Origin of the sequence: Syntrophotalea carbinolica DSM 2380 (assembly GCF_000012885.1) — a bacterium.
Classification (GTDB): Bacteria; Desulfobacterota; Desulfuromonadia; order Desulfuromonadales; family Syntrophotaleaceae; genus Syntrophotalea; species Syntrophotalea carbinolica.
In genome coordinates this window covers 2,760,001-2,786,878 of sequence record NC_007498.2, presented here as the reverse complement: position 1 = coordinate 2,786,878, position 26,878 = coordinate 2,760,001, and the positions used below count along the sequence as shown (strand labels likewise).

Here is a 26,878-nt window from a genome sequence, read left to right as displayed (position 1 = left end):
GTCTGTTTTATCTTAAGATTTAAAGTTTTATGGTCGATGAGTTTGGCAGGATACCGCCTGGGTGTGGTATCCTGCCATTTTTTTATTGAGTAAAAAGGCGGGCATCATCGTGCGTGTTTCTTGTGATTTTACAGCAAAGAGTTTGGCAGTGTTGTGCCTGGGAGTTGTTTTGCTGACCGGAGCGTTGTGTCCCGGCAAGGTGGCAGCCGGTGACCTGAGCCTTCTGGTGCTGCATTCCTACCATGCCGAATATGCCTGGACTCGAAATCAGCATGCCGGCTTTGTCGCGGCCCTCAAACAAGATGCCTCGCAGTACCAGGTGTCTTGTTTTGCCGAATATCTGGACACCAAGCGTAACGAATACGACGCAGATTACGAGGCCTTTTTCGCTGCATATCTGCAAAAAAAATTCCGTGGTTACCATCCCGATGCCATTTACGCCACCGATGACAATGCCCTGGTGTTTTTGATCCGCTACCGCGACTGCCTGTTTCCCGACGTACCTGTCATATTCAGCGGTATCAATAACCTGTGGCTAGAACAACAGCTGAATCCGAAGAGCTTCATGGGGGTGTACGAACGCAAGGATATTCTCGGTAATGTCCGGTTGGCTCTTGCCATGGATCCGATGCTGAAGAAAATTTATTTCCTGGGTGACAACTGCACTTCCCACAATCTCATCGCCAGCCACATTGCGGCGGAGATGGGGCGACACTTCCCCGATCTCGATTATGAATTTGTGGCGGATAAAACCATGTCCGGACTCCGGAGCAAGCTGTCCGTCAAGGGCGAAGGCACCGTCGTCCTTACGACCCTGGGCGGACTTCTCGGGCCGGATGGCGGACCGGTGCCGATTCCGTTGGCGATTCAGATGTTGTCGGAAGCGGGAAAGTTCAAGATATTAACCATGGGCACCAATTATCTCACCGACGGTGTCCTCGGCGGGAGCGTGGTCGACGGTTTTGCGCAAGGGCAGGCTGCCGCCCATGTTTTTATGGATAAGGTACTGGGCCTGGACACCATCGGCAAAGAGGGGCCGTTCGAGGTCAATACCACCCGGTATGTTTTCTCGGTTGCGGCTCTTAAACGCTGGCAGATTCCCCTGAGCATATTACCCCAAGGCAGTATGCTTCTGGATGGGACACCTCAGGTTTTCGGCGTCCGTTCGCATCTGGTGTTGGGGGGGCTTCTGTTTCTGCTTCTGCAGATTATTCTGCTCATCCTGGTGCTGCCCCGGTTACGCTCCCTCAAACTTATTCGTCAGTCTCTTACCTGGAGCGAAAAACGCTTTCAAGCTGTGGTCAGGGTGATCAGCGATGCTTTGATCGGCGTCAATGAACAGGGGCTGGTGGTGGTTTTCAACCCTGCCGCCGAAAAGATGTTCGGTTATACCGAAGAAGAAATGGTCGGTCAGCCTCTCGATCGTCTGATTCCTGAGCACCTGCGCGAACGTCACCGGCAAAACCTGGTGTCTTTTTTTACCCGAGCCCATGAATCCGATCTACTCGGCCAGAATATCGAACTGCCCGCCTTGCGCAGCAATGGCGAGCAGTTTTACGTCGAGTTGTCTCTGTCGCTGTGGCAGCAAGGGAATAAGTTGAAGGCTATTGCCGGTCTTCGTGATGTTACCGAGCGTCGGCAGGCCGATGAGGAGTTGCGTCGCAACGAGGAGCGTTACCGGGCCCTGGTGCAAACCCAGGCTGAAGCGGTGTGCCGCTGGTTACCCGATACGACCCTGACGTATGTCAATGAGGCGTATTGCCGTCTTTTTAAAAAAAAGCCTGAGGAGTTATTGGGACGGAAGTTCATAGATCGAATGTCGGAAGAGGTCCGATCCTCCATGGATGAACATATCCGGACCCTGCTGAACAATCCCGGGACGCTTTATCATGAAACCCCTATCCTTCAGGATGATGGCAGCAGCCATTGGTATCGCTGGAGCAATACGGCCATCGTGGGGGAACTCGGTGAAGTCACCGAGGTGCAGGCTGTCGGTCTGGATATCACCCAGCGCAAAAAAGTCGAAGAGGATTTGCGCGAAAGCGAATCGCGGTTCCGGGATACCGCAGACCTGTTGCCGCAGTCGGTTTTCGAGACCGATACCCTCGGCCGGCTGACTTTTGCCAATCGGGTCACTTTGGAGATGATCGGCTGCGATGATGCTGATCTTCAACAGGGCATTAGCGTTTTCGATCTGTTGGCAAGCTCGGACCGCGATGCCTTGACAGATGCTTTTCAAAGCGTTCTTGGCGGTGAAACGATCAATGCCAATGAATGTCTGATCGAGGCGCGCAACGGTTTTCGTTTCAAGGTGATGATTTCGGTTTCGCCCATGGTAATAAAAGGGCGTATTGTCGGGGTGCGTGGTGTGGCCATCGATATTTCCGACCGGATTGTGGCGGAACAGGCTTTGCGCCAAAGTGAAAAGAAGTTCAAACGGTTGTATCGAGAATACCAGACTCTTCTCGATGGCATACCCGATTCTATCGCATTGATTGCCCCGGATCGCACCGTGCTGCGGGCCAATCTGAGTACCGCCAATATGCTCGGCTATCCCATTCGGGAGATTCCGGGAAAGAAATGCTGTACCCTGTGGGGCAACTGTTCCTGTCATCTGGAAGAGTGTCCGGTGATGGCCAGTTTCCGTACCGGTGTGCAGCAAAAGGTGGTCTTCAAGACGCAGGACGGTCGCAGCTGGGAGGTGCGGACTTTCCCCGTCAAGGACAAAGTAGGCAATACGGTGCAGGTTATTCGCTACACCAACGATATCACTCGGCAGATTCAATTGCGCGAGGAATCCCTGCGTACCGGGCAGCTGGCTTCACTGGGCGAACTGGCTGCCGGGGTGGCGCACGAAATCAACAATCCCATCAACGGCATTATCAATTATGCCCAGCTGCTTGCCGACAGTCTCGATATCGAAAAGGATGATCTGGATATCCTGCGCGGCATCATCGAGGAAGGGGAGCGGGTCGCCAACATTGTACGCAATCTGCTGGCTTTTGCCAGGGCCCGCAAGGAGCACAAGGATCGGGTCGCCCTCTGGGATACGCTGGCCTGTTCCCTGGCTCTGACCGAATCGCAGTTGCGCAAGGATGGTATTCATTTGCAGGTCGAGGTGCCGCCCGACCTGCCCGAAGTGGTGGCCCATGCCCAGGAAATTCAGCAGGTTCTTCTCAATTTGTTGAGTAACGCCCGCTATGCGCTTAACAAGAAATATCCGACAGTGCATCCGGATAAGACCCTGCTTATCAAAGCTTCAACCTGCATGGAGCAGGGACAGCAGATGGTTCACCTGTCCGTTCGCGATCAGGGTACCGGCATTCCCGAAAGTTCCCTGCACAAGATTCTCGATCCGTTTTATACAACCAAGCCGAGCGGAGAGGGTACCGGGCTGGGGCTGAGCATCAGCCACGGTATCATCAAAGATCACCATGGGGAAATTGTCATCGACAGCAAGGAGGGCCACTATACGATGGTCACCTTCGCTCTCCCCGCAGCATCAGAGGAAACCCATGACTCGTAATGCCGACAGCCCTGCCAGAATTCTGGTTATCGACGATGAAAAGTGCCTGCGCTTCAGCTTCGAGCGTTTTCTGGCCGCGGAAGGTTATGATGTTTCAACCGCAGCAGAATTCGACGAGGCCGTGAGCTTGTTGCGACAAGGTGAATATGATCTGGTGTTTTCGGATATCGTGCTTGGCGGTCGCACCGGGCTGGAGGTGCTTCGATCTTTACGGGAATACGATCAGAGCACCCCGGTGGTTATGATCACCGGCTTTCCCAATGTCGATACCGCCGCTGAGGCTGTGCGTCTGGGAGCCTACGATTATATTTCCAAACCGGTGGTTAAAAAAGATCTGTTGCAGGTGGCCCGTTCCGCGCTCAAGTACAAGCAGGCCATCGATCGAGAGGCGAATACCCGAACCAATCTTGCCGCCATTTTCGAAAGTGTGAAAGACGGTTTGCTGTCCGTGGATGCATCGGGCTGCGTTACGGATTTTAACCAGGCGGCCAGCCGCCTGTGCGGCTGGAGCAAGGATGATCGCGGCGAAAAGATCGACGCATTGTCCATGCCTTGCGCCGGAACGTGCCGCGACCTTTTGACGCGCACCCTCGAGGAAGGCAAATCCATGGAACTTAAGCGCATGGAGTGCGAACATCTCGAGCGGGCCGGGCAGGTGGTTTCCTTGTCGACCTCGCCGCTGCAAAACAAGGAGGGCGATGTTTTTGGCGCCGTGATGGTGGTGCGTGATGAAACCCGTCTCGACGATTTGGAGCGCAGCCTTAACAAGCGCCAGTCTTTTCATCGCATGATAGCTACCAGTTCCAAAATGCAGCAGGTATTCGGTCTGATCGAAACGCTGGCGCAGGTTCCCTCGACGGTGCTGATTCTCGGCGAGAGTGGCACCGGGAAAGAACTGGTGGCCGAAGCTCTGCATCTTTCCGGACCTCGCAAAAACCGGCCTCTGGTCAAGGTGAACTGCGCCGCTCTGTCCGATACGCTGTTGGAAAGCGAACTCTTCGGGCATGTCAAAGGATCCTTCACCGGAGCGGTTAAGGATCATGTCGGCCGTTTTCAAAAAGCCGATGGGGGGACGATCTTTCTCGATGAGATCGGTGATATCTCTCCGCGCATGCAGCTGCGGTTGTTGAGAGTGCTGCAGGAAAAAGAGGTCGAACGCATCGGCGATTCGACGCCGGTCAAGGTCGATGTGCGCATTGTTGCCGCCACCAATCAGGACCTTGAAGAAAAAGTCCGCTCCGGCGAGTTCCGCCAGGACCTCTATTATCGCCTCAAGGTTATCACTTTGGCTTTACCCCCACTTCGGGAGCGCAAGGAAGATATCCCCCCGATGGTGGATCATTTCATTCAACGATACAACGAGGTGCTCGGCCGCAATCTTCAAGGTGTCGACCAGGAGGTTATGCGGGCGATGCAGGCGTATGACTGGCCTGGCAATGTGCGCCAGTTGGAGCATGCCATCGAACACATCCTGATTCACTGTACCGAGCCTCTGGCGTCTCTGGCCCATGTTCCGGAAGAAATTCTTCAGGGCGAGCAGGCTGTCGGTAAATACTGTGCTGACTCGGAGGAGCAGGAACAGCAGCAGATCCTGGCCGCTTTGGACAAAACCGATTGGAATAAGGCCAAGGCCGCTCGTCTTTTGGGCATTGATCGCAAGACCTTGTACCGTAAGATCGAGAAGTTCGGGCTGGTCGAGCCTTTCGCACAAGTCTGACAGCCGGACAGACAGCAGATCCTGCTTTGTTTTTGATGCTATGCAGCGGCGAGCAGGCATGCCTGCTCGGCGAAGAGGTCGTGCGGGCGTGACGCAGAAATTCAAGACAGGATCGACCGCATGAGACATTAGATATGGGGCGCGAAGGGCACGACAGGCAAGATAGTATCCTTATAGCATTAAAAAGGGGCGGTAAACCACACGGTTTGCCGCCCCTTTTTTTATTCGGGCTGCAAATATGCCGGGCTAAGCCCCACGGCCGTTTGTTCGGTGCCACAGTCATGTCGTCAGTTTGGTCGGTCGAGATGGTTTTGAGATGTGATTCTCGACGGTTAGGGGTGTGACATGCGGAATCTACAGGAATGGGGCGTGTCAGGCGGGCCGGAAAAGGGAGGAGAGTGTTGTATACGGCTCATTATCTTTGGCTTCGAAAGGCGAAGATAAAGTCGTTTTTTTGGGAGGCGGATGGGATGTCTCTCATCTAAGGCCCTGTTTGAGCTGTAAAATTATGTCTTATCTCATTAGTTATCAGGGAAGTGGAAACAACCCGTGGCATGCCTATTGCTCATTCGATCGTCGAATTTCATGTAAACGCTATTTCCGTATTCGTTGAAACGGTGGGGGCGCAACCGGAAGCTGGCGGTTTGCCCTCGGACACGATGTGGTTTTCAAGGGAGGGTGTTTTGGTGGCCAGGTGTTTTGAAATTACCGAATTCGCGTTGATCTTTGCAAGGGATGACAGGAGCGTATGATGAAACTTAATCTTCGAGGCAAGTTGTTGTTACCCAGTTTTTCCGTGATTTTGCTTGGTATGGCCCTGACCGGATGGCTGTCTTTTGGTGCCGCCAAGTCAGCACTGGAGGATCTTATCCAGGCGCAAATCACCCAGGTTTCGTCCGGTTTGGGGACACAGGTCGACGGCTTTGTGGAAGAGGTCACCGGCGCCGTGACCATGATGAGCAAACGTCAGGTCACACTCGATCTGTTTGCTCAGCGCGGCGGTGGTTCTTTAAATGCAACCGCCGGCGCAAACAAAGCGCTGCGGCAGATGTTCGATGATCTGGATCGCTTTTATTTGGTGGCGGTAACCGGAGCCGACGGGACCGTGGTCGCAGCTTCGGATTCGACTGTGGTCGGACATATGGATCTGTCGCAGCGTCAGTATTTTCGGGAGGCCATGACCGGACGGACCGCCATTTCCAATGTGATTCGGGATAAATCGAATGGCAAACCGACCTTCGTGGTTGCGGTGCCGGTCGTTGTCGAGGGCCGTACCGTCGGCATCTGTCTCGGTTCCGTAGATCTGGAACGATTTAACAAGAACTATATCGACCCGATTCAAATCGGTAAGCTTGGCTATGCCTACATGGTGGATGGAAGGGGCACCTTTATCGCGCACCCCGTAGCGGAAAATATCCTGGACAAAGGCATTTCCGAATATACGTGGGGTAAGAACCTGCTGGGCAACGAGCGGGGTGTGCAAAAGTATCAGTGGCTGGGCAAAGAAAAAATGGTGGCGTACCAGCGGGTGGGGAAAACCGGCTGGGTCGTGGCGGCCGGTGCCGAAATGGCCGATATCTTCGCTCCTGTCGCGCACATCCGTAATCTCACCATCATGGTGACTCTATTGACTTTGCTGGCCGTGGGTGCGGTTATTTATATGATCGCACGTTCCATTGTCAATGCGCTGCAGCTTGGCGTCCTTTTTGCCGAAGATATTACAGCCGGCGATGTCTCCCGGCGGCTTGACCTGGATCGCGATGACGAAATCGGTGTACTGACCACGGCTCTTGATCGCATGGCCGATGGTCTGGAAAATAAGGCCGGTCTGGCCGAACAGATCGCTTCGGGCAATCTGGCCGTCGATGTGACGTTGGCCTCGGATCGCGATCGCCTCGGCAAGGCGCTGGTGACCATGACCGACAGTCTAAACGACCTGGTATCCCAGGTTCAGTCGGCCGGCGAACAGATCGCTGCCGGCTCGGGGCAGGTCGCCGACAGCAGCCAGAGTTTATCCCAGGGGGCGACAGAGTCGGCGTCCTCCCTTGAAGAGGTCACGGCTTCCATGGTCGAGCTCGGTTCTCAAACCCGGTTCAATGCCGACAATGCGACCAAAGCCAATCAACTCGCGGCCCATGCCCGAGATGCCGCGGAAAAAGGCAATCAGCAAATGGCGCAGATGGTGACCGCCATGGAAGACATCAATGCTTCCGGACAGAATATTTCCAAGATTATCAAGGTGATCGACGAAATCGCTTTTCAAACCAATCTGTTGGCGCTCAATGCAGCTGTCGAGGCGGCACGTGCCGGTCAGCACGGTAAAGGTTTTGCCGTGGTCGCCGAGGAAGTACGCAGTCTGGCGGCTCGCAGTGCCACAGCTGCCCGAGAGACCGCAGATCTGATTGAAGGTTCGGTGGGCAAGACACAAAACGGCAAACATATCGCCGACGAAACGGCGACTGCCTTGAAGGGGATCGTCGACGGGGTTTCCACGGTCACCGACCTGATTAGCGAGATTGCCGCGGCTTCCAATGAACAGGCCGCCGGTATCGAACAGATAAATCAGGGATTGGGGCAGATCGATCAGGTGACCCAGCAGAATACCGCCAATGCCGAGGAGAGTGCGGCTGCCGCCGAAGAGTTGGCCGGCCAGGCGGACCAGATGCGCATCATGCTTGCCCGCTTTACCGTTCGGCAGGCAGGTGGCCAGATGGTTGTGCAAGCTTCTCCCAAGGCGCTGCCTGAAATCAAGAAAAGCTCCAAACCTGAGGAACAACCGGCGTTGCCGGCCCCTTCTGCCAAAACCAAGCCCGAAGAGGTGATCGCTCTGGATGATAGTGACTTCGGGAAATATTGAATCCGCGGTCGATGGACGGACATTTCCCGGTCATGCTTTTAAATCCGTTATAGGGCACACATCTGTGGCATACCACAGATGTGTGCCATCGAAATAGGGGATGAAGCATCGCCGCTTCATTGTGCTGGGATGGCTCTTTGGCGATTTTGGCTGTTTTGCAAGGGGATAGGGGGCAACAATGCGTTTTCGAGCTGCTCGCGACCCGTTGCAGACAGGGGCCGGGTTTTGCATGTAGAACGGTATTTTTAAAGATTGTCTGCCGAGTCTCAGGAGCCGTGGACTGGCATGACCATGCCTTATATTATCGGTTCTTTGTGGACAGAACACAGTTTTTGGAATGTGGGCGTAATGTTGCCGGGACGATGAAAAACGAGCCGAAAGGAATGGGGGGTAAAGAATGGAGAATACTGCACGCGATAATGAAGGGCTGGGGGTTGTCGAGGAAGATACCCAGAAGGACAAGTATCTTACTTTTTCTCTGGCGGAAGAAGTATATGCCATAGATATTTGCTATGTCATTGAAATCATAGGCATACTTAAGATAACCAAGGTTCCGGATATGCCACCCTTTATCAAGGGCGTGATCAATTTGCGCGGCAAGGTCATCCCGGTGATGGATGTCCGGGCCCGCTTCGGTCTGCCGGCCCGCGATTACGATGAACGTACCTGTGTGGTTGTCGTCAATGTTGCCGATAACGCCATGGGGTTGGTGGTCGATCATGTCAACGAGGTTATGGATATTCCCGCCGGCCAGGTTGAACCGTCCCCGGCCGCCAATGGTCACGGAGGTGGGAAATATGTCAAAGGTATCGGGAAAATAGACGATGAGGTGAAAATCCTGCTTGAGGTGGAGTGTCTGGTGAAATGATGGATCCGACCGGTTGACAATTGTTCATTGCTGCAAAACCATCCGCAGCAGTTTCGCTTGCACCTGATTCTCCGTCAGCAGGGGAACGGGAAAAGTCATCGCTCTGGACGACACGGGATAGGGAAAATACTGAAAACCGTCGCATATGCTGAAAAATTGAGGGGCCGCACATAAGATGTGTGGCCCTTTGTTTATTCTGTGGCTTTTTTTAAAGATGTAACCGTCATGCGGTTTTGTTCGGCCTGCCATTGCAACTCGAAGTCGAGCAACCGCATGCCGAATGCGTGTTTGCCGGGCTTGGTGGCCTGGTAGGCGGGCCGCGGGTCGTTTGTCAGTACTTGACGGATCAATTGCTCCAGATGGGGGTACCCCGAATTCTGCATTTTTTGGCAGTATGCCAGCGTTTCGGGGGTAAAGTCGACCTGCACCGTCTGTTGCGGACGTTCGCTGGCGAAGCCTCCTTGTGCATCGGGCAGAGCATCGGCATAGGGCACATAAGGCTTGATGTCGAGTACAGGGGTGCCGTCGAGCAGATCGGCTCCTCGCAGGTGCAGAACAGTGTGGCCCCCTTCTGTGACGATACCTTCCAGGGCAACCGCTGACAGGCCGATGGGGTTGGGGCGGAAGGGCGATCGGGTGGCAAAAACCCCCAGCCTTTTATTGCCACCCAGACGCGGTGGGCGCACCGTCGGTTTCCAGCCACTGGCCAGATGGGCGTGGAACACAAAAATCAGCCATACGTGGGAAAAGCCCTCTAATCCTCTGACGGCCTCGGGGGTGTCGTATGGGGGGCGCAGTTCCAGAGTGGCGCGTGCTTCGGAAACCAGTCCCGCTTGACGAGGTATTCCGAATTTTTCAGGGAAGCAGGAGCGTATAAATCCGATGGGGTGCATAGACATGTTCATGGGTGTTTACATACCATGATTTTCAACAGCGGAATAGGAAAAAGGGCTGGGTTTTGTCAAGATAATTTTATGTGAAACCTAAAATATGTGGTATAAAAAACCAACGCTAATGTTTTGCCCTGTCGAGTTTTTCCGGAGTATGTCATGACAGTGATTTCGTCTTCCGACAATGATTTCAAGCAGGTTTTTGAAGATCTGCACTGGCAGGACCATGTTTGTCTCGTCTACGATGACGCCAAGGAGTGGGGGCGGAATCTGGTGCGGTTTGTAAAGGCAGGATTGGATCGTAATCACAAGTCTTTGTGTCTCATGCCTTCTGGAATGTTTTCAGATGCCTCTTTGCTGGCACAGGATGAAGCTCTGCTGCTTCAACAGGCCATAAAAGATGGTTTGCTGGTGCATTGGCATGATTTCGAGACCTTGCAGCAGATTCTCGAGGAGGGGCGCTTGCCCGGGATGTTTGTCCCCTCGGGCGGCTCTGATGAAAATGCCGGGTGCCGTCTTATCTGCGATATGACCTGGTTGAAACAATGCGGCGTGCCGGAAAAGAGTCGTCGCGACTTTTTGCTTTGGATGAATACGGCAAGCCAGGATCATCCTTTGTTGGTTTTGAGCGGTTATCAGCGCCAGGAGTCATCCTCCGCCGAGTTGCGCGAAGCCTTCGGGTTACATCCCTATATCGGTCATGCCGGTCAACTGTTGCCGGGTGGCTTCAGTGGTTCGACACGACCGGGTCGTGGCAATCGCTTTAACCGGCCGGTACCGGAATGGCGTCGATTCTTTCGCCGAAGTCAGGTGCTGGATGCTATTTTCAAGGCAGCTCCTTTCGGCATGTGGCTGCTGGATCGCAAGAAGGAAATCGTTTTTGTAAACAAGCAGATGTGCGACATCCTTGGGATGTCGGAGTCGCAGCTCCTCGGCAGGCATCACCGGGAAATCGGCCGGCATTGGGGGCCTGACAACCCGGCTGTTTTTGCTTTGGATGATCCTGCGGTTTATTTGACGGACGGGGCGGTTGAAAACGAGCAGTCTTGTTGGCAGGTCGATGGCAACATGCGGGCTTATCGCATTATCCGGACACGGGTTACAGGGGACGATGGGCAAGTGGAAGGTTTGCTCGGCCTGGCTGTGGACACGACGGATTGCAAAAAGGCCGAACGGTTGCTTCGACAGGAGGAGCGGCGGTTCCGCGATATCGCTCTGAGTGTCGGGGATCTGATTTGGGAGGTCGGGCCCGACTGGCGGTTTCGTTATGTCTCCGAACGCGCCAGCAGTATCCTGGGTTACAAGGCCGATGCGCTGATCGGGAAGTCCCTGGCTGAACTGGACAATGCGGCTGCCGCAGAGGCCTGGCAGGTTCTGTTCCGGGACTGGGAGGAAAATCCGAAGACTTTCCGCAACGTGGAAAAGTGGTTACAGCACAAAGATGGCCGCCGAAGGTGTCTGATGCTGAGCGGTCTTCCGATTATCGAGGACGATGGCAGCGCCGGTGGCTTTCGCGGTGTGGCCGAGGATATTACGGAACGTAAGCAGCAGGAGGACAACCTTAAAAAGGCCTTGTGGGAAGCCGAGGATGGTCGGGATAAAATCGATAGCATTATCCGCTCCATTACGGATGCACTGGTTGTTATTGATGATCGTCAGCGGGTGATCCTGCTCAATCCGCGTGCCGAGGCGTTGTTCGGTGTCACTGCGGCACATGCTGCCGGATGTCTTTTAGGCGAGCTTTGTCCGGACGCTGAAGTGCAAAACGTTATCATGACATTATTGGAGAACCTGACGGACGGGGGGGGCGAAGCCTGCTTTGCGTGGCCAGGCGGCGACAGTACGAGTCCGGATTATTTCAAGGCCCGGGCTTCGCGCATGCGCAACATTCAGGGCGACGGTACCGGGGCGATTGTCATTTTCCATGATGTGACGCAAGAACGTGAGATGGAGCGGGTCAAGACAGAGTTTATTTCCACTGCGGCCCACGAACTGCGCACTCCGCTGACCTCCATTATGGGGTATCTGGAATTCTGCATGCACCCGGAGGAGTTCGGAGGTTTTTCAGATGCTCAGCTTAAAGAGTTCATGACCGAGATTTATGACAAGGCCGAGGTGTTGGAGCGGATTGTTTCCGATTTGCTCGATATCAGTCGCATGGAAGCGGGCCGTGAAATTCCTCTGGTTTTGGAAACCGTCGATGTGGCGGAAATCAGCCGCAAGCTTCTGCAGCATTTCCAGTTGCAATTCCCCCGTTATCGTTTTGAAATGGAATTCGCTGCAGGGACCTCGCATCTGGTCAGGGCGGACCGGGAAAAGCTGGTGCAGGTCATGGAAAATATCATCAGCAACGCGATAAAGTATTCCCAGGAAGGTAAAGCGGTGAGAGTGATCGGCAGATGCGAGCCGAAATGTTACCGCATTTCTGTCAGAGATCAGGGCATCGGCATGACGCCAGAGCAGATCGAGCGCATGTTCGACAAGTTTTATCGTGCCGTCGATCTCAACAGCGGGGTACGCGGCCTCGGGCTCGGCATGCACATCGTCAAACACATCATTGAACGCCACGGAGGCGGTATCGAAGTTGTCAGCGCTCCCGGGGCCGGGACCGAAATCATTTTCAGCCTGCCTCTATGTGAATAAAGGAAGTGAACAGCTGCCGTCGAGACCGTCTTAGCCGCCTGTTATGGAACCGGAACATTCCGGGGATATGCTCAGTTGTTCGAAAAGCGGCCGGTCGGCAGGCAGAATGTCATATCGGCTATGATCCTGCGGATATATCCAGCGATGATCGTCCACTTCCAGGTGCTGAAGTTTTCCCCCAAGCCAGCGACATTCGTAAACCAGAATCAGCACGGCTCCCCAATCGTAACGATGATAGACCACATCGAAGACAGCCTCGACCGCAACCTCGATGCCCAGCTCTTCGCGTAATTCCCTTTGCAGGGCTTGTTGGGGGGATTCGTTGCCATCGAGTTTTCCGCCGGGCAGTTCCCACATGCCGCCATGGGGCTTGTCGGCAGGGCGCTGCGTAATGAGCACCTGATTTCGCTTACGTAAAAGGGCTGCGGTGACGATGAGTGGTTGCATGAGGTGCTCTCTTTTCGGTTTATTGCTGCAAGCCATCACAGTGCATCGATACGTGATCTTTCGCGAATCCTGCTGTCGGCGGCTTGAATGTTAAGCGCTTGCCTCGGGTTTTTACTGGCCAGGTTCATCCGCCTGTGCTAAACAGGAACACCTGAAAAGTGTTACTGACTGCCACGTTTTGCAGGAAATGTATTATGAACAAAGATTACCGACCGGGACAGGATACGCGACCTCTTTTTGATCGTATCGCCCCCCGTTACGATTTGCTCAACCGCTTGCTGTCCTTTGGCATCGATCGCCGCTGGCGCCTGGCGGCGGTGCGGGAACTTGCCCTGGCTGGTGCAGGACGCATCCTGGATGCGGCGACCGGTACCGGCGATGTGGCCCTGTCCATCGCGGCTGCCTATCCTCGGGCTGAGGTGGTCGGGGTCGATCTTTCCATGAACATGTTGCGGGCGGCGGTGCCCAAGCTTTTGCCGGCCGAAGGGCGGATAACTCTCCTTCAGGCATCCTGCGAGAGTTTGCCGCTGGCTGCAGAAACGTGCGACGCTGCGATTATTGCTTTCGGCATCCGCAATGTGCTGCAGCGGCAGGTCGCTTTGCAGGAATTTTCCAGGGTGCTGAAGCCTGGCGGCCGCCTGCTCGTACTTGAGTTTTCTCAGCCGACCAACCCTCTGTTGGCTGGTTTGTATCGCTGCTATAGTCGGCATGTTCTGCCGCGTATCGGCGGTCTGATATCCGATGGCGCCGCTTACCGCTATTTGCCCGATTCCGTCGAGGCGTTTCCTGCGCGTGGGGAGTTTCTGGGCATGATGGAACAATCCGGCTTCCGGCATGTCAGGCATCGCGACCTGACCGGTGGCATCGTTACTCTTTACAGCGGTTGTCGTTCTTTGCCGGGTGACTGATTCTCCAGCTCCGTTGTTGATTGATCCGCCTCATCCTTTGCTTTTTCCTCCCCTTGAAACAGTTTTCCCACATCGCTGACGACCTTGCCCGGTAGCCCCAATACCCGCTGAAAAATACCCAGAACCTTTTTTGAAACCGAGGTGACGGGGATCGCTTTCACCTCGGGTTCGGCGCTCGGGCCGCGTATCTGAAAGTGCGCGGTGATCAGGGCCTTGTTGTCACCGGTGAGGATCCACCCGGCCAGTGGAATTTTGGATACGACCTTGTCGACCGTGCCAAAAGGCTTGACGCCCATCAACAGGTCGAGATCATCCTGCGGTAAATCATAAGACCCCACCAGCGACAAGTCCATGGCGTTGCTTGCTACGGTCAGATCCTCGCTGGAGAGTATCCCATCCTGCAGTTGCAGGGAACCATCCAAAACGTTGAACGGCATGCCCTTACTGGCCATATCCGGCAGGTGCAAGTTGAAGAGCTGCGAGATGTTAAGCAGGGAAAAAACCTTGGAGAGAAAAGAGAATTTATGCAACACGCCGTCTTTTATACGGATGTTGGCTTGTCCCGTGCCTTGGGACAGCAGATCGGGGCCGGCTGGTCCCTGCAGTTGCAGGCGGCCACTGAGTTTGCCAGTTATCAAGCCTGGGTGCCGAAACCATTGGTTGTGAAGATGCGCCGCGTCCATGTCGTTCAACTCGGCGGCGATATTCAACATCGACAGCTGTTCATGGTTGTTGTCGATAATGATCTCAGCCTGGGCAGATCCGGAAGCGGCGCGGAAGTTCAGCGGTTTGATGGTAACCACGTTGTCCTGCGCAGCGATGAGTCCTGTGGCATCGGAAAAGATCAGAGGACCATAATGGCCTTTGTCGACGGCAGCACGTATTTTCAGGACAGCGTTATGGTCTGTCTCTTCATTCGTGGCTTCAGGCGGTGACGCAGAGTCCTTTTCCCACAGCGCCAGAACTTCGTCGATGGAGGCTTGTTCCGCATGGATGTCAAGTTCTACAGTGGTTGGGTGCGTATGTCTCTGGATACCGTCCAGGTGCAGTTTTCTGCTGTCTTGCAGATCGAATCGGATGTTTTGGTAACGGATGGCATCGTGGTTGAAAGTCATGCTGCCATCCATGTTGTGAAAGACTACGTGGCTGCCCGGAAAGATCAGCTCTTCGGCACGGATTTGCGGTGCCCGGACACGTAACCTGAAGATGGGATCGGAAATTCCGGTAAGTTTTCCCTCCAGGGTGACTGCCGATTGGCCGAGTCGGGCTTTGACGCCGGTAAAATGGCATTCTTGATTTTTTATGCTGATGCTGCCGTTAATGGCCTTCACGTCGGCTTCGATGCTATCCAATGCGAAGCCCGCATCGGTCAAGCGGGCTTGTCCGGAAAACTCCGGTGTTGCAAGAGGGCCGGTCAGTTGTCCCGTCAGCCCCAGGGTCCCGGTGGTGTGATAGGTGGACAAGGCCGGTATCAGTTTTCCGGCTTCCTGCAGATCCGTTGGACTTAATTCCCATTGCAGTGCGAGGGGGTTCTGATGGCCCATGTCCAGTTGCCCGGAAAAGTTCAGACGAAAAGGAACAAGGTTGAACTGTCCCTGATCGAGGATCCACCGATTTTTCTGCTGATGTCCCGAGACGCGAAGATCCCCGGGACTGCCCGCTTTTTTGGATAGGATGCCCGGTACCTCGAGAGCGCAGCCGGCAAGGCTGGCTTGCATCGTGGTACGGAAGTTTCCGGGCGCACCGTTGAGCGACAAACTGACCGGTATGACGCCGCCGGCTTTGCCGCTCAGTTTGTCGGTGCCGGGCAGTCCTTGCCATAACGCCTGTGCCGGGGCGTCCCAGTCGGCGCTGAAAGACATGCTCATGTCATCCTGCAGCAGGTGCTCGGTGGTTGCATTGAACCGGACGGGCTGTTGTAGGAGCGTTGCCTTGCCCTGGCTAAGGTGCAGCAGACCCTCCGTGAGCGTCAGGGTGCAGTTTACCTGTTCCAATGCCGGGAACGATGGCAATTGAAGACGGGCATCGCTGAGGGTGGTGCGGGTATGGGTGATCGGAAGCGGAGCGCCTGCCTGTTTGAAGTGGGACAAAGGCCCGGCGAAGCGCAAATCATGGATCTGCACTGTGCCCCGATCCAGGTTGGTATGGAGCAGGGCCTGTTCGGAAAGTCGGATCCGGTCGGGGAGAAAACGTCGGATGTCGGACAGTTGCAAGGGAGAGCAGGCCAGTGTCCCTTCCAGCCAGGGTTGCTCTTTGTCCCGCTGCAAAGAAAAGTGGCCGCGTATGTTCAGGGTGTCCAGATAGAGATCCAGGTCGGTCACTCTGTTGATGTTTTGAGCGGCAACCCAGGTGCCGCTGACAGTGACTTTTTTAACCGCAGGGGGCTTGGCATAACGTCCAGGCCAGGCAAGTTGCAGGTTCTTGCCGGATAGGCTGGCGCTGAAGTGTAAACCGCTGGCAGCGCTTCCATCGGCGTTTAGCTCAAGGGATGCCCGGCCGCTCAATGCGGGTGTCGCTTCCGGCAGGGACAGCCAGCTGCGAAGTTGTTCCGTGGCGATGTTTTCCATCTGCAACCGCAGTTGACCTTTGATCTGTCGCCAGTTGCCCAGGTTGGTGTCGAAGGTTGTTTTGCCCTTGACGTCCAGTGTGGCGAGCCCTTCTTTTTGGGGCAGTTCGGCGTGGATGTTAAGCTTGCCGGGCCGGCCGGTCAGCAGATTGCGTACGTTCAGGTTGATGGCATTGATCTGCAGTGGCGCCAGGGGATGCCGGTCGTCTTGGGCGTTTTCGAGACGGAGTTGCCCGTCGATAATCGTCAGGTTATGTACCTGTATGGTTTGCAGCAGGGCTCTCAGCGGTATCGTCGGCAAGTCGGTGCCGGTATCCGAGCTGGATGATAAAAGACGCGCATGATAAATCGGACGTTCGATAATCATGTCGTCAAAGACAACTTTTCCCATCAACAACGGCAACAGGCGCGGATGCAAAAACAGATGGGCAATGTCGCCACCGGATTCCGTGAGGGGCTCCCCGATGCGAATATCCCTAATGTTGAAGGCGGGGCCCTGGCGCCATGACATATGCGCCGAACCAATGGAAACAGGTTGGTCCAATGCGATACTTAACCGGTTTGCCAGCGATTCCCGATAAGCATTCAGGTCAAAGGTCATCAGGAACAGGCTTGCCGCCGTAAGTCCGGCCGCAGCCAGCAGGCTGACAGCCGTCAAGAATGGGTGCCGCCGGAATATCGAAGTTTTGGTCGTTTCTTTTGGAGTCATGATTCGGGTTTCCGGTTTGGTGCTGGAGATTCAATATCCATGCTGGTGAGGATAACGGACAGTTCTTCCGGAAGGGGACTGGTTATCCTGTGGGATGGCTGATCGCCCTGTATGGGCCAGGCCAGCTGCCAGCAGTGCAGGAACAGCCGATCCCGACCAGGGAGCTCCGGACCGCCATAGCGGTGGTCGCCATACAGCGGCCAACCGGCATCGGCGCATTGTTGGCGGATCTGATGCTTGCGGCCGCTCAGGAGTTCAAGTTCGAGCAAGGCGGCGCTGGCGTGGCGGCCGAGCACACGAAAGCGCGTAGCTGCCTGTTTGGGTTTTCCCTGGACACGCACCGAGGTAACCATCATCCCCGTCTCCGGGGGATGGCCGTTAACCAGTGCCAGGTAGGTTTTGCTCATGTGTCCGTTTTGCAGCAACCGCCCCAGCTCGGCGGTGGCTTTGCGGCCTTTGCCGAAGATCACCGGACCTGATGTGCCGATATCCAGTCGATGGACCGGGGCTATGCGATAAGGGGCTTTGCATTGTTTTATCCAGGCTTTGAGGCGGTCCGTAAGGTTGTCTTCGGTATGCCCGACACTGCTGTGCACGGCGAGTCCGGCAGGTTTGAAGACAGCCAGAAACTCGTCGGTTTCCAGCAATATGGTCAGTTCCGGTACTCTGTCGGTGCAAACCTCCCGCAGGCGTTTGCTATCGGGAAGCTGCAGGCTTTCATGGCCCCGCAGACAGATGTTTTCGGTCAGGATTGATCCGTTGCAGCGAATTTTGCCGCTACGCAGCAATTGGCGCAGGTAGGAGCGTGGCGCCGCTGGTATGCGCGCATGAAGGGTCTCCAGAACGGTTTGTCCCGCGTCCTGTTCAGTGAGGGTAATTATAGCCATAGCTGCTCATCATAGCCTTAGTTTGTTCTGCAGGCAAGCTGCCTGAAACACCTGGCCGGACAACAATACATAAAAGTATGGGTACGGAAAGGTAGCGGACGGCGTGTTACGCCAAAATCGTGTGCCAGCAAACTGCTTTACATGGCTTTTGCGGATTGTTAACATGCCGCGTTATCGACAGGTCTTTACCAGAGAGGATGTCCGCGCGCGCATATGCAGATCAAGCGTATCGAAATCGTAGGATTCAAATCGTTTGTTGATCGGGTGGCCCTCGATTTCGGCCCCGGCATTGCCGCTGTGGTCGGTCCGAACGGTTGCGGCAAAAGCAATGTGGTCGATGCCATACGTTGGGCCATGGGGGAGCAAAGTCCCAAAAACCTCCGTGGGCGGGCCATGGAGGACGTCATTTTCGGCGGTAGCGAAAAGCGCAAACCGGTGGGGATGGCCGAGGTGTCCCTGGTCTTTTCCAACGAGAAGGGGCGGGGGCCGGTTGCGGTACGGGACTATGCCGAGTTCATGGTGACGCGCCGACTCTATCGCAACGGCGACAGCGAGTATTTACTGAACAAGGCTCCTTGCCGGTTGCTCGATATTTCCGAACTCTTTATGGATACTGGTATCGGGGCCCGGGCATATTCCATTATCGAACAGGGTAAGGTCGGTCAGATACTCAATGCCAAACCGGAGGAACGACGGTTTCTTATCGAGGAGGCGGCCGGGGTCAGCAAATTCAAAGCCCGCAAAAAGACCGCTCTGCGTAAAATAGACGCTACCCGCCAGAACCTTCTGCGATTACGGGATATTATCGGCGAGGTGCGTCGTCAGCTGGGGGCTCTGAAACGGCAGGCACGCAAGGCGGAGCAGTTCCGCAACTACCGCGATGAACAAAAACAGATCGAAATCGGTTTTGCGCGGTGTCGTTATGCCGAGCTGGTGGCTGACGGCGACAAGCATCGCCACGATGAAACCCGTGCCCGGCAGCAGGTCGTTGCGCTGGAGAGCCGATTCCAGCAGTTGGAACTGGAGCTGTCGGAGCTGCGGCTGGTGCAGGTTGCGGCCGAGAAAGAACTTGGCCAGTGCCAGGAAGGTGTGTTTCATCTCAGTGGTGAGCTGCAACGTGTCGAGGGGCGCATCGAATTTGGTCAGCAGTCTTTGCAGAATCTGGAGCGTCAGCAACAGCAGCATAGTCAGGAACAGCAGGACCTTCACCGACGGCTTCAGGAAATTGCTGCCGAAATCGAAGAGTTGACGGCCGCCGGCAGTGCTCTGGCGCAAGAGTATCAACAACGATCCTCGGTGCTGGAGCGCGAGGCTGCAAGCCTGGAGGAGCAGCAGGATAAAGAGCGCCAGTGGGTGGCCAGTCTGGAGGATGCACGCCGGAACCTGTATGCGCGCATGGATGAGTTGTCCCGAAGCCGCCACGCATTGGAAGATGCGCGCCGTCGTTTGCAGGGATTGGATGAGCGTCGTGGCCAGCAGCGTCGCGAATCGGTTCAATTACAGGAGAATCGGGTCATTGCCGCCGAAACGGTCGCCTCCTGTGAGCAGAGTCTGCAGCGTTTTGCCACTCAGCGGGATGAACTGGACCAGACGCTGGAGCAGAGCCGGGAGCAAGCCTTGGTTGCCCGGCGGCAATTGGAGGAGAATGAGCGCCTGTTGCTCGAAGGACAGGGGCGTTTGGGAGAGTGCCGCTCCCGACTGCAATCTTTGGAGCAGATGGAGCGTAACCTCGAGGGGTACGGTGCCGGCGTCAAGCTTCTGTTGCAGGATACGCAGCTGCGCGCCCGCATGATCGGGATGGTGGCCGATTTGCTGGAGGTGCCGGAAGCGTATGAGGTGGCTCTCGAGGCAGTGCTTGGCGATCGGCTGCAGGCTTTGGTGACGCGGCACCCCGAGGATGCCCTCCGGGCGTTGGAGTTGCTCAGAGATGGCGGGGGGCGCGGTGCTCTGGTGCTGCCTGATGTTGCTGAATTCGAGGTGACTTTTGGTCACGGCCGGCCATTGGCCGAGGTCGTTCAGTGTTCTCCGGAAGTGGCCTCGCAGGTCATGCCTTTGCTCCAGGGAGTGTTTCTGGTCGACGATCTGCTTCCTTATCTGGATGCCGTTTTGCCGGTAGGGTTAACGCTGGCGACGGCTGCGGGTGATTGTCTGAATCACCGTGGGATCCTTTGCGGGGGCGCCCGGGAAGGGCTTGGGCACAGCTTTTTGTCGCAAAAACGGGAAATCAAGGAACTCAAGGCCAGACAAGCTGTTTTGGATGATGATCTTGCCCGGTTGCGGCAGCAGCGGGTCGACCAAAAGGCCGCATTGGGCGCCGCCGAACAGATGCAGGAGGATTTACGCGAGGAACTGCATGCCCTGGAGTTGAAACGTACCGCAGCTGAAAAGGATCTGGGGAGAGCGCAGCAGGAACTTACGCGCATAGACGAGCGTCTGGATATTACCTCCTTCGAAAATGATCAACTCAGGGAGGAAGGCGATGCACTGCAACGCCAACAAGTCGAGGCGGAAGCCTGTTGCAGCCGACTTGAACAGGCGCGTGTTGAGCAGGAAACGGCCGTCGCCCGATGCGAAGAAGAATTGCGGGTTTGGCGCCGGGGCCAGGAAGCGTTGCGCGAAAAAGTGACATCCCTGAAAGTCGTTCTGGCCGAACTTCGCGAGCGTCAGGAAGGCGGTCGTCGACAATTGCAACAGCTTACCGTCTCCGGGCAGGATTTCGAGCGGCAATTGCGCCAGCGGGAGCAGGGCCAGCAGCAAGCCGCTGCCGAGACAGCTCGGTTGCAGGCCGAGGGTAAACAGTTGCAGACGGAGCTGGAGGTGCTGTATGCACGACGCCAGGAGCAGCAGGAGCGCTTGGACCGGCTGAAAGATTCCTTCGGCCAGCAACAGCAGCAGGTGGATGCTCATGAGGAGAGTTTGAGGGTCGTGCGGGGGCAGTTGCAGCAGGCCAGGGAGCAGTTCTCCTCACTGCAGATGCGTGTCCGCGAAATAGATATGGAGATTGCGCATCTGTGTCAGGATATCGAGGTGCGTTTTCGGCTCGACTTGTCGCAGGGCGACGCGGTTGTCCCGGACGAGGCCTTTGATCCGGTTGCCTCCGAACATCGGCTGGAGGAACTGCGTCGCTGTATTGAAAACATCGGCGAGGTCAACCTGATGGCCATCGATGAATACCGCGAGCTGGAACAGCGCTGGGAGTTTCTCTGTCAACAGGACCAAGACCTGCAGGAGTCTCTGGAAGGGCTGCAAACCGCTATCGCCAGGATCAATCGCACAACCCGCAAGCGATTCCGGGAAACGTTCGATCAGGTCAATGCCATGTTTCAGGAAATTTTCCCGAGACTTTTTCTCGGCGGACGTGCAGAATTAATGCTGACCGATGAAAACGATTTGCTCGAAACAGGGATCGAGATTGCGGTGCAACCGCCCGGCAAACGATTGCAGAGTGTCGGTTTGTTGTCCGGCGGCGAGAAAGCCCTTACCGCCATTGCACTGATTTTCGCCATTTTTCTGATCAAACCATCACCGTTTTGTGTGCTGGATGAAGTCGATGCACCGCTGGATGAAGCCAATATTCAGCGTTTCAATGAAATGGTGCGCGAGATGTCATCCAAGTCGCAGTTTATAGTCATTACGCATAGCAAGCGCACCATGGAGATGGCCGATATTCTGTATGGTGTTACCATGGAAGATCCGGGGGTTTCCAAGTTGGTTTCCGTACAGCTGCATGACTGATTGAGGATTTGCGATGCCTTTTAAATCTGTTCTTCTGGAACTTGTGGGAAGTGTTCCCGGCGCCACTGGCGCCATCATCGCCGACTGGGAGGGCGAGGCGGTCGATCAGGTCGGTCCCATGGACGATTATGACCTGAGGCTGGTGGGCGCTCACAAAGGGATAATTCTCGGCAACTTGCGTGCCATGCTCGACCGGATTGGCGAGGATGATCTGCAGGAGGTCGTCATCTCCACCCGCGATACGCAGACATTGGTGGTGCCCATCACCGCTGACTATTTCCTGGTGTTGACCGGTTGTCGCAGGCAACTTCTCGGCAAGGCGAGGTTTGCCCTCCAACGCTGTGTCGGCATTCTTAAGCAGGAAATCGCTTAAGCATCATGGAGTCGTTTGACTCTTTCACTGTTATATGCAAGGAGCAGGACAAGATGAAGGATATGTTTTTCCGCTGTATCGAGTGGCTGGTTAATGTGCTGGGTCGTATGGGGGTGCCTGAATCGCACCGGACTTTGACGGCCACGGTTGTGCTCTGGAGTGCTGTCGCCCTAGTGGTAATTTTGTCATTCATGCTGGTGCGGCGTTTGAGGCGGCCCGCTTCCCGGGAAATAACCGATAAAACCGAGCCGGTGGTGGAAGAACCGGTGGTGGAAGAACCGGTGGTGGAAGAACCGGTGGTGGAAGAACCGGTGGTGGAAGAACCGGTGGTGGAAGAACCGGTGGTGGAAGAGCCGGTGGTGGAAGAGCCGGTGGTGGAAGAGCCGGTGGTGGAAGAGCCGGTGGTGGAAGAGCCGGTGGTGGAAGAGCCGGTGGTGGAAGAACCGGTGGTGGAAGAACCGGTGGTGGAAGAACCGGTGGTGGAAGAACCGGTGGTGGAAGAACCGGTAGTGGAAGAACCGGTAGTGGAAGAACCGGTAGTGGAAGAACCGGTGAGCTTGTTTCAGCGGATGCGTACCGGGTTGGCCAAGACCCAGGCTTCGCTGGTCGGTCGAATAGATGCTTTGTTGCGAGGTTGCCAAGGGGTCGATGAAGAGCTGCTCGAGGAGCTGGAAGAAATACTGATCACCGCCGATCTCGGTATGAAAACGACCCAACAGCTTATACAATCGTTGGAAATGCGTCTTGATAAAGGTCAGCTCAATGATCCTGATGTCTTACGCGAGGCACTCAAGGGGGAAATTCGCGATCGTTTAATGCAGGAGTCCGCGCCTCTTGATCCTCAACGTGCGACACCCTTCGTGATTATGGTCGTCGGTGTTAATGGTGTCGGTAAGACGACTACTATTGGCAAGCTCGCCCATCAGTATGTTCAGCAGGGGAAAAAGGTTCTGGTGGGGGCTGGGGATACCTTTCGCGCCGCTGCGGCGGAGCAGCTTGAGGTATGGGGACAGCGTGCCGGCGTCGAAGTCATTCGCCAGGCTGCCGGATCTGACCCTGCAGCCGTGGCCTTCGATGCCATTAAAGCCGCTCAGGCGCGCAAGGCCGATGTTTTGCTTCTCGATACTGCCGGTCGGCTGCACACTAAGGTCAACCTTATGGAGGAGCTGAAGAAAATTCGGCGGGTGCTCGATCGCGAAATGCCGGGTGCCCCCCATGAGACCCTGCTGGTGGTCGATGCGACAACCGGCCAGAATGCCCTGGTGCAGGCTCGTCTGTTCCAGGAGGCAGTGTCGGTTTCCGGGCTGGCGCTGACCAAACTCGATGGCACCGCCCGCGGCGGCATGCTGGTGGCGATCGGGGGCGAGCTCGGTCTGCCGATACACTATGTGGGGATCGGCGAAGGCATCGAAGACTTGCGGCCTTTCGATCCGGATCTGTTTGTCGAGGCTTTGTTTCGGCAGGATGGATAATTTCTTGACTAAAGGGTTCTTTCTTTTTTAAAATTCATATTTACTGAGCAGAGGAAGCCGTGGATTTAACAATGATGATTCAATTGGAAAAAAAGATTGATCAGCTTCTGGAGCGCAAGCAGGCCCTGGAGGAACAGTGCCAGCAGTTGCTTGCAGACCGGGATCGCTTGCTACAGGAACGCGAGCGTTTTGCTTCCGAGGTGGACCGGATTCTGGCCAAGCTTGATGGTTTGGATCAGGAGGTATCTTGAAACAAGCTGTCCAGGTGACAATTTTAGGTCAGCAATATACCATCAAAAGTGCGATGGATCCGGCGGAGGTATGTCGGGTCGCGGAGTTCGTAAACGAAAAAATAGCCGAGGTTGTGGCTGCCAGTCGGGCGGTTGATACCCTGAATACGGCGGTTCTCGCTTTGCTGAATGTGGGGGAGGCTTATCTGCGTTTGCGCGATGCCACACAGGCCAGGGAAGAGTCCCTGAATGTGCAGTTGCACGATCTTGTGGCTCGCTTGGAAAAGGCATGTCCAGATTCTCCCCCGCACGAAAATTGAACGCATTGTCGCTGCTTTCGAGAGACGTTCGCGACTTTTTCTGCTAAACGCATTTGAAAAAAAGGCGCTTGGCGCCAGGCCATCTCCGCACGGAGATTTTAGATAGATTTGAATGGTTGGGGTTTTCCAGAACCTTGGCGCTTGCGCCAGGCGTTTTGTTTGTTCGGTTTGTTGGACGTCTTTAGCGCACTGCGCTTTTGCGTTTCTTGTAAACTGTTTTATCGCCGGGTTTCAGGCGAAAAGAAGAGGACTTTAGTCTTGGTCCGTCGTGTGCTGCCTTGTAAAAACCGAGGCGGTGATGGCGGTGGAGGACTTACAAGAAACGGTTTCTACCAAGCCAGACAAGGTAACTCAGTCCTCGCATCTCTCATCTAGAAGTACTCCCCTCGGAGATTGCCGTTTTACTGCGGGATCTCTGCCTATGCCTAAAAAATCGCTACGCGAGATTATGTTGGCCCGTCGCAAACATCTGGCCGCTGAAGTCTGCCTGGGACACAGCCTCAGGGTTCAGCAGCGGGTGCTGGCGTTGCCTGCTTTCGAGCAGGCGAAGGCGGTGGCTCTTTACAGTCCGATTTTCAACGAAGTGTTCACTGAAGAAATATTTCACGAGGCGTTGCATCGGGGGAAAACTGTCGCATACCCGCGGGTGCGCGGCGATCAGCTCGATTTTGTGCTGGTTGCGTCGCCGCAACAGCTTTCACCTGGGGCGTTCGGCGTGCTCGAACCGACCGGGTCAGCCACGATACCATCCAGTGCACTCGATTTGGTGTTGGTGCCTGGCGTGGCTTTTGACCTTGAGGGTAACCGGCTGGGGTATGGTAAGGGGTTTTACGACCGGGTGCTCTGTGGATCCGGGCGTCCGGCGTTGTCTGTCGGGCTCAGTTTTGAGTCGCAGCTGGTTGAACGTCTGCCGGTCGAGGATCATGACCAGTGTTTGGATTTATTGATTACCGAGGAACGGGATTACTCTTTCACACCGTCTGGGCGGTGTATGCTGGAAAGCACATAAATATTTAGGAGGTTTAAACTTTGAGTATAGAAATTCAGTGGATAGGAATCGGCGCGGCATTTTTGGTCGGTGCCATCGGCGGGGCACTTGTACGCCGCAAGGTTGCGGCTACCCAATTGGCTGAAGCGAAAAGAATGGCTGACCAGATTCTGTCGGAAGCCACCAAGGAAGCGGATATTCTCCGCAAAGAAGCCGAAATTCAGAAAAAGGATGCCTTGCTGGAAGCAAAGACGGCCTGGGAGCAAGAGGCCCGTGAGATGCGCCGGGAATTGCAGGCACAGGAGAAGCGTCTTGTGCAGCGCGAGGAAAATCTGGATCGCAAGGTTGCGCAGGTCGATGCGCGCGATGAAGAGTTCGGGCAGCGTGAAAAGCGTCTTTCGCAACAGGAAAGCCGCATTCGCAGCTGGGAAAAGGAAGCGGATGCTCTGGTCCGCCAGCAACGTGAGCGGCTCGAGGAGCTGGCCGGGTTGGGCGCCGAGGAGGCCAAGGCGCAACTCATGGAGCAGATGGAGAGTGAGGCGCGGCACGAGTGCGCCAAAAAAATCAAGCAGATCGAGGATGAAGCCAAGGAAGCCGCAGATAAAAAAGCGCAGGAGATTCTGGCTCTCGCCGTGCAACGCTATGCCGGTGATTTTGTCGCAGAAAGCGCCGTTAGCGTCGTGCCGTTGCCCAATGATGAAATGAAAGGGCGCATTATCGGTCGGGAGGGACGTAATATCCGTGCCATTGAAGCGGCCACCGGTATCGATCTGATTATCGATGATACTCCCGAAGCCGTTATTATTTCCGGATTTAACCCCGTTCGGCGCGAGGTTGCACGGTTGGCTCTGGAGCGGCTCATCGGGGATGGTCGCATTCATCCGTCGCGTATCGAGGAAGCGGTAAACAAGGCCACCCAGGATGTCGACAACGCCATTCGCGAGGCTGGCGAACAAGCGACTTTCGATGTTGGCGTGCATGGGATTCATCCCGAGATTATCAAGCTTATCGGGCGCCTGCGCTATCGTACTTCTTACGGGCAGAACGTGCTTCAGCATTCCATCGAAGTTGCTTTCTTGTGCGGTATCATGGCCGCCGAGCTTGGCATCAATGTCAAGCAGGCCAAGCGGGCCGGATTGCTGCATGATATCGGCAAGGCCGTCGACCACGAAGTGGAAGGTTCGCATGCCGTCATCGGGGCCAATCTTGCGCGTAAGTATGGCGAATCGGCCAAGATCGTTCATGCTCTGGCTGCCCATCATGAGGACGAGAAGCCTTCGACGGTTCTTGCCGTGCTGGTTCAGGCGGCCGATGCTCTCTCCGGTGCGCGCCCCGGTGCCCGTCGTGAAATGCTTGAAACCTACGTTAAGCGACTTCAGGACTTGGAGCGTATCGGGACCTCCTTTGCCGGCGTTACCAACTGTTATGCCATCCAGGCCGGTCGTGAAATCCGGGTTATGGTTTCCAGCGAAGAAGTGTCGGATGTTCAGTCCCATACCCTGGCCAAGCAGATTGCGCGACAGATCGAGGAGGAGATGGCTTATCCCGGTCAGATCAAGATTAACGTCATTCGCGAAACCAGGGCGGTGGAGTTTGCCAAATAGCTGCTGAGGGTTTGGCGTCAGATGTAGGTTCAGCGAACGGGTATTCCCGACGTCAATGTTTTGCATGGAGATGGTAGCTTTTGAATATTTTATTTATCGGGGATATTATCGGACGTACCGGCCGTAGGGCCGTAGAGA

General features: G+C 55.4%; 18 protein-coding genes (1 of these 18 cut by a window edge). 14 read left to right on the top strand and 4 right to left on the bottom strand.

The features are described from left to right. Positions 1 to 148 precede the first annotated feature (148 nt). From PCAR_RS18000 to PCAR_RS12930, 4 genes are all read left to right on the top strand, one after another. A complete protein-coding gene (locus tag PCAR_RS18000) occupies positions 149 to 3,526 on the top strand; it encodes a PAS domain-containing sensor histidine kinase (RefSeq protein ID WP_148204346.1) in 3,378 nt (1,125 codons plus the stop codon). Further along, positions 3,516 to 5,243: a sigma-54 dependent transcriptional regulator gene (locus PCAR_RS12945; protein WP_011342127.1), complete on the top strand. Its 1,728-nt coding sequence runs from the start codon at positions 3,516 to 3,518 to the stop codon at positions 5,241 to 5,243. The genes PCAR_RS18000 and PCAR_RS12945 overlap by 11 nt, the downstream gene beginning before the upstream one ends. Positions 5,244 to 5,991: 748 nt before the next feature. After that, on the top strand, positions 5,992 to 8,100 hold the full coding sequence (locus PCAR_RS19070) for a methyl-accepting chemotaxis protein (protein ID WP_245523290.1): 2,109 nt from the start codon (positions 5,992 to 5,994) through the stop codon (positions 8,098 to 8,100). 397 nt (positions 8,101 to 8,497) lie between these two features. After that, positions 8,498 to 8,968 carry a chemotaxis protein CheW gene (locus tag PCAR_RS12930; RefSeq protein ID WP_011342124.1) on the top strand — a complete coding sequence of 157 codons (471 nt, stop codon included), beginning with the start codon at positions 8,498 to 8,500 and terminating at the stop codon, positions 8,966 to 8,968. A 191-nt stretch (positions 8,969 to 9,159) separates the two neighbouring features. Here the strand turns inward: PCAR_RS12930 and tsaA are convergent, their stop codons facing one another. Next, positions 9,160 to 9,873, bottom strand: a complete 714-nt coding sequence (gene tsaA, locus PCAR_RS12925) for a tRNA (N6-threonylcarbamoyladenosine(37)-N6)-methyltransferase TrmO (RefSeq protein WP_011342123.1) — start codon at positions 9,871 to 9,873, stop codon at positions 9,160 to 9,162. A 144-nt stretch (positions 9,874 to 10,017) separates the two neighbouring features. On the opposite strand from tsaA, the gene PCAR_RS12920 reads away from it, so the two are divergent. Further along, on the top strand, positions 10,018 to 12,501 hold the full coding sequence (locus PCAR_RS12920; protein ID WP_011342122.1) for a PAS domain S-box protein: 2,484 nt from the start codon (positions 10,018 to 10,020) through the stop codon (positions 12,499 to 12,501). Positions 12,502 to 12,531: 30 nt separating this feature from the next. Here PCAR_RS12920 and PCAR_RS12915 read toward each other — a convergent pair whose 3' ends face one another. Continuing rightward, positions 12,532 to 12,948, bottom strand: coding sequence for a (deoxy)nucleoside triphosphate pyrophosphohydrolase (locus tag PCAR_RS12915; protein WP_041531378.1), 417 nt, complete (start codon positions 12,946 to 12,948; stop codon positions 12,532 to 12,534). 194 nt (positions 12,949 to 13,142) lie between these two features. Here PCAR_RS12915 and ubiE point away from each other — a divergent pair, with 194 nt between their 5' ends. Next, positions 13,143 to 13,856, top strand: coding sequence for a bifunctional demethylmenaquinone methyltransferase/2-methoxy-6-polyprenyl-1,4-benzoquinol methylase UbiE (gene ubiE, locus PCAR_RS12910; RefSeq protein ID WP_011342120.1), 714 nt, complete (start codon positions 13,143 to 13,145; stop codon positions 13,854 to 13,856). Here ubiE and PCAR_RS12905 read toward each other — a convergent pair. Next, positions 13,823 to 17,131 (bottom strand): DUF3971 domain-containing protein, encoded by a 3,309-nt coding sequence (locus PCAR_RS12905; RefSeq protein WP_011342119.1) that lies wholly within the window; start codon positions 17,129 to 17,131, stop codon positions 13,823 to 13,825. The genes ubiE and PCAR_RS12905 overlap by 34 nt on opposite strands. Next, on the bottom strand, positions 17,128 to 18,018 hold the full coding sequence (locus PCAR_RS17995; RefSeq protein ID WP_011342118.1) for an RluA family pseudouridine synthase: 891 nt from the start codon (positions 18,016 to 18,018) through the stop codon (positions 17,128 to 17,130). The genes PCAR_RS12905 and PCAR_RS17995 overlap by 4 nt, the downstream gene beginning before the upstream one ends. A gap of 213 nt (positions 18,019 to 18,231) precedes the next feature. Here PCAR_RS17995 and smc point away from each other — a divergent pair, with 213 nt between their 5' ends. From smc to PCAR_RS12860, 8 genes are all read left to right on the top strand, one after another. Continuing rightward, positions 18,232 to 21,753, top strand: coding sequence for a chromosome segregation protein SMC (gene smc / locus PCAR_RS12895; protein WP_011342117.1), 3,522 nt, complete (start codon positions 18,232 to 18,234; stop codon positions 21,751 to 21,753). Positions 21,754 to 21,766: 13 nt separating this feature from the next. After that, positions 21,767 to 22,126: a roadblock/LC7 domain-containing protein gene (locus PCAR_RS12890; RefSeq protein ID WP_011342116.1), complete on the top strand. Its 360-nt coding sequence runs from the start codon at positions 21,767 to 21,769 to the stop codon at positions 22,124 to 22,126. Positions 22,127 to 22,179: 53 nt separating this feature from the next. Further along, a complete protein-coding gene (gene ftsY, locus PCAR_RS19145; RefSeq protein WP_011342115.1) occupies positions 22,180 to 23,598 on the top strand; it encodes a signal recognition particle-docking protein FtsY in 1,419 nt (472 codons plus the stop codon). A 71-nt stretch (positions 23,599 to 23,669) separates the two neighbouring features. Next, complete coding sequence (locus tag PCAR_RS12880) at positions 23,670 to 23,849, top strand: cell division protein ZapB (protein ID WP_081425075.1); 180 nt, start codon at positions 23,670 to 23,672, stop codon at positions 23,847 to 23,849. Further along, the gene (locus PCAR_RS12875; RefSeq protein WP_011342113.1) at positions 23,846 to 24,148 is read left to right on the top strand and encodes a cell division protein ZapA; all 303 of its coding nucleotides are present in this window, start codon (positions 23,846 to 23,848) and stop codon (positions 24,146 to 24,148) included. The genes PCAR_RS12880 and PCAR_RS12875 overlap by 4 nt, the downstream gene beginning before the upstream one ends. Before the next feature lie 421 nt (positions 24,149 to 24,569). Beyond that, positions 24,570 to 25,157, top strand: a complete 588-nt coding sequence (locus PCAR_RS12870) for a 5-formyltetrahydrofolate cyclo-ligase (protein WP_011342112.1) — start codon at positions 24,570 to 24,572, stop codon at positions 25,155 to 25,157. 20 nt (positions 25,158 to 25,177) lie between these two features. Further along, positions 25,178 to 26,740 (top strand): ribonuclease Y, encoded by a 1,563-nt coding sequence (rny, locus tag PCAR_RS12865; protein WP_011342111.1) that lies wholly within the window; start codon positions 25,178 to 25,180, stop codon positions 26,738 to 26,740. A gap of 80 nt (positions 26,741 to 26,820) precedes the next feature. Next, positions 26,821 to 26,878, top strand: the beginning of a protein-coding gene (locus PCAR_RS12860) for a TIGR00282 family metallophosphoesterase (protein ID WP_011342110.1). 725 nt of this gene lie beyond the right edge of the window; the window shows 58 of its 783 coding nt (coding positions 1-58); the start codon lies at positions 26,821 to 26,823; its stop codon lies off the right edge, out of view.